This is a genomic window from Bacillus sp. JJ1474 (genome assembly GCF_036965225.1).
Classification (GTDB): domain Bacteria; phylum Bacillota; class Bacilli; order Bacillales; family Cytobacillaceae; genus Cytobacillus.
Window position 1 is genome coordinate 1 of sequence record NZ_JBALPC010000224.1, and the last position, 6,490, is coordinate 6,490.

Genomic DNA, 6,490 nt, shown 5'->3' on the forward strand with positions numbered 1-6,490 from the left:
AAAATAAATTCTTTTTGATAGTTTGCATATAAAGAAAACCCATTTCTAGTTAATGGGTCTCTCAAAAATTAATTCAAAATAGGAAGCTGTACCTATACCGGACGTAGCTATTTCAGGAGCAACTAATTGTATAAATCTCCAGCCGTCTTTAGCTTTTTCATTTATGACATCTTGATAGTTTGATTTTGGTTTACTAGACAATCTAGTGAATTCTATTTTCACAAATGTATATTCGTACATAATTTCACCTCAATTATTTTTCTAACTAATGTACGAATGTTCTTGGAAAAAGTTTCGGACATTTATAACACGCATTACGACCACAATATGCAGTAGCTTCTTCAATAATCGGGCGCTTTTCTGAAATAAGGAAAGCGTCTTTCTTCATGAAAAGGGCCATTTAATGGAACAAGACTTTAAACAAAACTAGATATCTATGTGAGATTGTGAAGAAATGTACTTAACCTAAATGGCGGGTTACTTCAATAGGAGTACCTCTAGAAGAATGGTTAGAAAATTCACATTTTACAACTTTTACCTTACTTTAAATGGTATATTTAATATATATAAGGAAAAGGGTGAGTAAATGGGAGCCTGGAAGAATCCTATTCTTTTAATATCAGGAATTGGAATTTCATATTTAGGGAACTGGATTTATTTGATTGCACTTAATATTTCAATTCTGAATTTGACTGGATCTGCTGCTGCTGTCGCAGGACTTTATATTATTAGACCTATCGCCATCTTGGTCACTAATACTTGGTCTGGAAGTGTTATTGATCGAGTAAACAAAAGAAAACTGATGATATTTATTGATATTATACGAGGGTTATTGGTGCTTTTAATTCCTTTTATCGGAAACCTATGGATTATTTATATGATTCTACTGTTGATAAATATGGTAGGAGCATTCTTTGGACCAAGTTCATCAGTATATATAACAAAATTAGTTCCATCTGAAAATCGAAAAAGATTTAATTCAATTATGAGCATGACAAGCTCAGGTGCTTTTCTGTTAGGTCCAGCAATCGCTTGAATCTTGATTATGTATGTAGGTACTGAACTATGTATCATCATTAATGCCATTACTTTTATTATTTGTGCGTTCTTCATTTATCTTCTTCCTAACGTTGATGAGAATATTAATAATGTTCGAGACCCAATACGTTTGCGAACTATTTTTGAAGATTGGAAGGTAGTTAGAGAGTTTGCCATGAAAGCTAAATTTTTCATTTTAGTTTACTTATTATTTCAAGGTGCAATGTTAATTGGGTTTGCTTTAGATTCACAAGAGGTAACATTTATTAAAAAAAACCTTCAGTTATCAGATCGAGATTACGGACTTATTGTAAGCATAACTGGTGGTGGTGCTTTAGTTGGTGCGTTTATGTCTGCACTGGTAGCGAAGAAGGTCCAATTAAAAATATATCTAGGAGCTGGGATGTTCTTAACATCAATTGGTTATGTCTTCTTTTATTCTTCATATAACTTTGTAACAGCAACGATTGCATTTGTATTTTTAGGTTTCTTTATGGCATTTGCTAATGCAGGTTACGCAACTTTTTTCCAAAACAATGTACCAGTTAATATTATGGGGAGGTTCGGAAGTATAGCTGATATGTTACAAGGAATGATCCAAATTGGATTTACACTCATTTTAGGCTTTTTCTCTGAATGGTTCTCTTTACAATTCGTATGTATTATATTTTCTGTGGCTGGGACATTACTTGCATTTGTTCTCTTTACGACTATATTAATGCCATCTAAAGCAAATTATTTTAGTGAGAATGCAAAGGTAGTTAATGGATAAGTAAGAAAATGGAGTGATCTTATGGAAAGAAAATATAATGATTTAATAGGAGATATTCTAGATGGAACTGGAGAGAAAGATAACTATAAGCTAGAGTTCAATAAGTGCGAGCCATCTTCAGCAGCCACTGATCTTCAACAATCGGGCGCCATTCTTGAAGAAGGTGTTCTTTTGTATCGGACCATTTTCTTCAATAACATTTGATAAAGAAATATCTTCATCAGAAATGAGAGTTATACTATTTGCTATTTCATGATATGTCTGTTATTCTTAAGAAGAATTATTTTTGTTCTTTTTTCAGATTGAGAATAGATTTTGTTTTTCGTCTAAGGTATTTGAGCAAGGATAGTAACACAATGTGTGGAGATCCACACGAGGAGGCAACAATTATGGAACAAGGTAAAGTTAAGTGGTTTAATGCAGAAAAAGGTTTTGGATTTATCGAGCGTGAAGCAGGAGAAGACGTATTCGTACATTTCTCAGCAATCCAAAGCGAAGGTTTCAAATCTTTAGACGAAGGTCAAAGTGTAACGTTTGAAATTGAACAAGGACAACGTGGCCCACAAGCTACAAACGTTCAAAAAGCTTAATAATAGCAGATGGCAGACCCTAAATGAAGGGTCTGTTTTTTTATTTGCTTAAATTGCTTTTATCTGTATTAAGGGACAGTAGGAGTGCCAATTCAAGATAATATACGGAACAAGAGACTTTATCAACAAAATGAAAGCCCTATTCAATAAATGAATAGGGCTTGTGCAACAATCATGAAACACAATCAGTAATAGTACAAATGGTAGACTAAGTATAGCACACTGTAGTAGTAATCCCTAATTTAACATTTTTATGGGTATTTTTCCTTCTACAATTAAGATTAAGATCATGTTCTAGTTATTCCATTATAGGGCGCGATTGCGAAAAAAAGTAAAAGGGATGATACATATTAGATATGATCATTTGTATTTCACCTAATTTTTTATGACTTTTTACGATTTAGGTCTTGATAACATACGCTAAGACATTATTGGGTAGATAAAACCCTGATTTCCTTTCACTAAAATAAAATTCCCCCTTTCTGTAGATTAACTATACCAAAAAGGGGGTGAGGTCAGGGATATTAGTAATTAGATTTTGGGTCAAATATTTTCTATGTTTTTTGAGTATGAAAGAAAGTTTTTCTCGTTTAACCAAAAAACGGTCGTTTATGGTGAGATGAACTACTCGTAGTATTTTATGTGATGTACCATTATTTGAGATGTAAAAAAAGATAGAACAGCGGTATCATGAATTTGCCAAATTCTTTGTATCTTTTGTCCCAAATGGAAGCATCTCATATATTTTTTCAGCAAGTGCTTGTGGAGACTCCTTTGCCCCTCTTTTAATCCAATCGGTAACAATATTAAAGATACCACCTGCTAAAAACAGGATTTGCATTCTGCTCATGTCATGATTCCGCGTAATATCCGCTTGAAAGACCTTTTCCATTGCATAATTCAAATAATCAAGCAGCATACTAGATATATTTGAATCAATTAACTTTCCTGAGGGCTTCTGTGCAGACATATAGCCCTCTATGATATATTCAATAATTAGCTGCATACTATCATATGGATCTAAACTTTCAACCTCTTTCAAAAATTGTTGAACAATTTCATCCACAGATGCTTGCACGACGTCGTAAACGTTACGGTAGTATTTGTAGAATGTGACTCTGGCAACTCCAGCCTTTTTGCAAATAGCTGTTACAGTTATATCTTGCAGTTTATGTTCATGCAACAGTGCGCTCAAAGCCTCCATAATGTATCTCTGAGAGTGTATACTGTCTTCTCTTGACTTCCTCAAAGCTAACACATCCCTTCATTCTGTTCGTTTTATGTGCAAATCATCACATAGTTCTTGAAATATGGAAATTCCCAGTTATACTTACACATGTAAGTACAATTGTTAGTATGATGATAATGCCATTGTATAAAAGGGCATTATTGCTGTCAATGTGTACCATTTTCTTTGTTTCCTTTTGGCGATTTGCCGCCATTCTGCAAGCTATAAATAGGGAGGGATATTCTATGAATTTATCATATACTTATTAATCTTTTTAAATGAATAATATGTGGTTTTGATGTTTGTGAATTTCTAGATTACAACGTAAGAACAAGACAAATTTTCAATAAGAATAGGGTGAGATTCAATTGGCAAAATATCTGTATAAGTTAGGACATTGGGCAGTAAATCATAGGAAAAAGGTTGTATTAAGTGCGCTCGCAATTCTTATTGCATTAGTGCTTTTTGCAGGCAACATGGGTTCCTCCTTCAGGGATGAGCTGAGCATTCCGAATACACCGGCAGATAAAGCAGGAAAATTAATTGAAAAAGAGTTTAAAGTGATGCAACCAGCAGGTGCCCAAGTAAAAGTGGTATTTCAAGCACCAAAAAACGAAACCTTGGAGTCAGCGGAAGTACAACAGAAAATTGCGGAAGTTCTAGATGAGATTATAAAAGATTCAGCTGTTGATTCTTTGGCAACACCTATGCAGTTGCAGAACCTCAGTAATGATAGGACAATCGGATATGCAGTCGTTACGTACAAAGTGAAAGCGGAAAAGGTCACAAAAGCTTCTAAGGATAAGATTTTAGATAGTATTGAAACAACAAGGGATGCCGGCATTCAAACGGAATTATCAGGAGGCGATATCCAATTTTCTGACTCAGAGACTTCAGGTATGACTGAAATTGTTGGAGTACTTGTTGCCTTCGTAGTCTTGGCATTTACTTTTGTGTCTTTTCTAGCAGCTGGATTGCCGATTCTCACTGCGATAATTGGATTAGCGATTGGAATGCTAGGAATCATGATTGGGACCAATTATGTGGAAATCCAATCTGTTTCCTTATCATTAGCTGCCATGCTGGGACTCGCAGTGGGCATTGACTATGCGCTCTTCATTATCAATCGCTTTAGACAGCAGCTTGCACAAGGAGATTCTATTCCAGAATCTGTTGCCATCGCAACGGGAACAGCGGGAAGTGCCGTAATCTTTGCAGGATTAACTGTTATTATTGGTCTTTTGGGATTGGCTGTTACAAAGATTCCATTCCTGACAGCGATGGGCGTATCCGCTGCCTTTACTGTGCTCGCAGCTGTGTTGGTTTCCGTCGTCATATTACCAGCCATATTAGGACTTGTCGGTCATAAGATTGCCCCATCTAAACAAAATCGATTCTTACAAAAGATGACTGGGGCAGGTAAGAAACACGCTGGTTCAAATAAATGGGGGGAATTTGTCATAAGACGTCCTCTAATTGTTACGATTTTCGCTACCGGACTACTTGCAGTGATTACGATTCCATTTTTCCATATGAACCTTGGCCTGCCTTCGGATGGAACAACAAAGTCCACAGAAACGACTGAAAGAAGAGCATATGATTTATTGACGGAAGCATATGGAGAAGGATTTCATGCCTCTTTAGTGGTAGTGGCAAAATCAGAGGAAGTAGCAGCTGAAACGCAAAATGCTATGAACACCATTGCAAAAGAAGTGGGTAACCTATCTAACGTGAAAAGTGTGACACCAGTAATCCCTGGGCCTTCTGGAAAGATTTATATGATTTCCGTCACACCAAAAACAGGACCAGACGATACAAAGACGAAGGACTTGGTAAAAGCAATCCGGGATAAAACGAACCAGACCGAGAAAGAATATGGAATTGAACTAATGGTAACGGGCACAGCAGCGATGAATATTGATATTGCGCAGAAGCTGAGTGATGCCTTGCCGGTTTTCGCTTCCATTATTGTGGGACTTGCATATGTACTCTTAGTTCTAGTGTTTAGGTCTCTGCTCATTCCATTAAAAGCAGTTTTAGGGTTCCTACTTTCTCTTGGTGCTACGTTGGGAGCCGTGGTATTTTTCGTGCAGGATGGGCATTTCCAAAATATATTTGGTTTCCCTGCTGCCGGTCCGATCTTAGCCTTCTTGCCTGTCATTCTGATTGGCATTCTGTTCGGACTCGCCATGGACTACGAGGTGTTCCTAGTGAGCAAAATGCGGGAGGTCTATACGCATACAGGCGATCCGAAGAGAGCTATTTTAGATGGAATGCTTGAGAGCGGTAGAGTCGTAGTCGCAGCAGGATTAATTATGATTGCTGTATTTATTGGATTCATGTTGGCACCTGATACCATCATTAAATCCATAGGTATGGCTCTTACATTCGGTGTTTTCTTTGACGCATTCGTCGTGAGAATGACAATCGTACCTGCAGTTATGACTCTTATGGGTAAGTCAGCCTGGTACTTGCCAAAATGGCTAGATAAAGTTTTGCCTAACATTGATGTTGAAGGAGAAAGCATTATACAACGCATGGAAAACAAAAGTGAAAAAAAATATATAAACAGAACAGTTAAAGTTAATTCATAGTTGTATTCAGTTAAAAACCGCTTCCCTATAATATTAAAGGGTTCCGTTCTGAGATGCTTTTGTAGTTTTATAAAAAAGATTGATCATTTAAAACAAAGTTCGATTATTTAAAATAAAGTTTGATTAAAAATCCTGTGTTGATAGGCAGGATTTTTTCTTATTCCACAATCGGGCCATTTTCTTGAATAAAGTTGGAAGGTTATGTGTTATAAATTTAAGTTGATCAAAAAAGGAAATTTATGGAGTTTGCAGAATTAGTTAACGAATA

5 protein-coding genes and 1 pseudogene are annotated in these 6,490 nt (G+C 36.1%); 4 read left to right on the forward strand and 2 right to left on the reverse strand.

Annotated features, from left to right (window positions below; translation table 11 throughout):
• Positions 1 to 45: 45 nt before the first annotated feature.
• A complete protein-coding gene (locus V7164_RS22670) occupies positions 46 to 240 on the reverse strand; it encodes a DUF4177 domain-containing protein (RefSeq protein WP_335347789.1) in 195 nt (64 codons plus the stop codon).
• A gap of 346 nt (positions 241 to 586) precedes the next feature.
• Between V7164_RS22670 and V7164_RS22675 the strand changes: the two are divergent.
• The 3 genes and pseudogenes from V7164_RS22675 (at position 587) to V7164_RS22685 (ending at position 2,400) form a co-directional block, all read left to right on the forward strand.
• Positions 587 to 1,810 (forward strand): annotated as a pseudogene (locus tag V7164_RS22675) (MFS transporter).
• Between the two features lie 21 nt (positions 1,811 to 1,831).
• Entirely contained in the window at positions 1,832 to 2,014 is a 183-nt protein-coding gene (locus V7164_RS22680) for a hypothetical protein (RefSeq protein ID WP_335347788.1), read from the forward strand.
• A gap of 185 nt (positions 2,015 to 2,199) precedes the next feature.
• Positions 2,200 to 2,400 (forward strand): cold-shock protein, encoded by a 201-nt coding sequence (locus V7164_RS22685; RefSeq protein ID WP_057998306.1) that lies wholly within the window; start codon positions 2,200 to 2,202, stop codon positions 2,398 to 2,400.
• A gap of 688 nt (positions 2,401 to 3,088) precedes the next feature.
• On the opposite strand, the gene V7164_RS22690 is transcribed toward V7164_RS22685, so the two are convergent.
• Positions 3,089 to 3,604 carry a TetR/AcrR family transcriptional regulator gene (locus V7164_RS22690; protein ID WP_335347793.1) on the reverse strand — a complete coding sequence of 172 codons (516 nt, stop codon included), beginning with the start codon at positions 3,602 to 3,604 and terminating at the stop codon, positions 3,089 to 3,091.
• 392 nt (positions 3,605 to 3,996) lie between these two features.
• Here V7164_RS22690 and V7164_RS22695 point away from each other — a divergent pair, with 392 nt between their 5' ends.
• The gene (locus V7164_RS22695; RefSeq protein WP_335347787.1) at positions 3,997 to 6,222 is read left to right on the forward strand and encodes an MMPL family transporter; all 2,226 of its coding nucleotides are present in this window, start codon (positions 3,997 to 3,999) and stop codon (positions 6,220 to 6,222) included.
• The last annotated feature ends 268 nt before the right edge of the window (positions 6,223 to 6,490 follow it).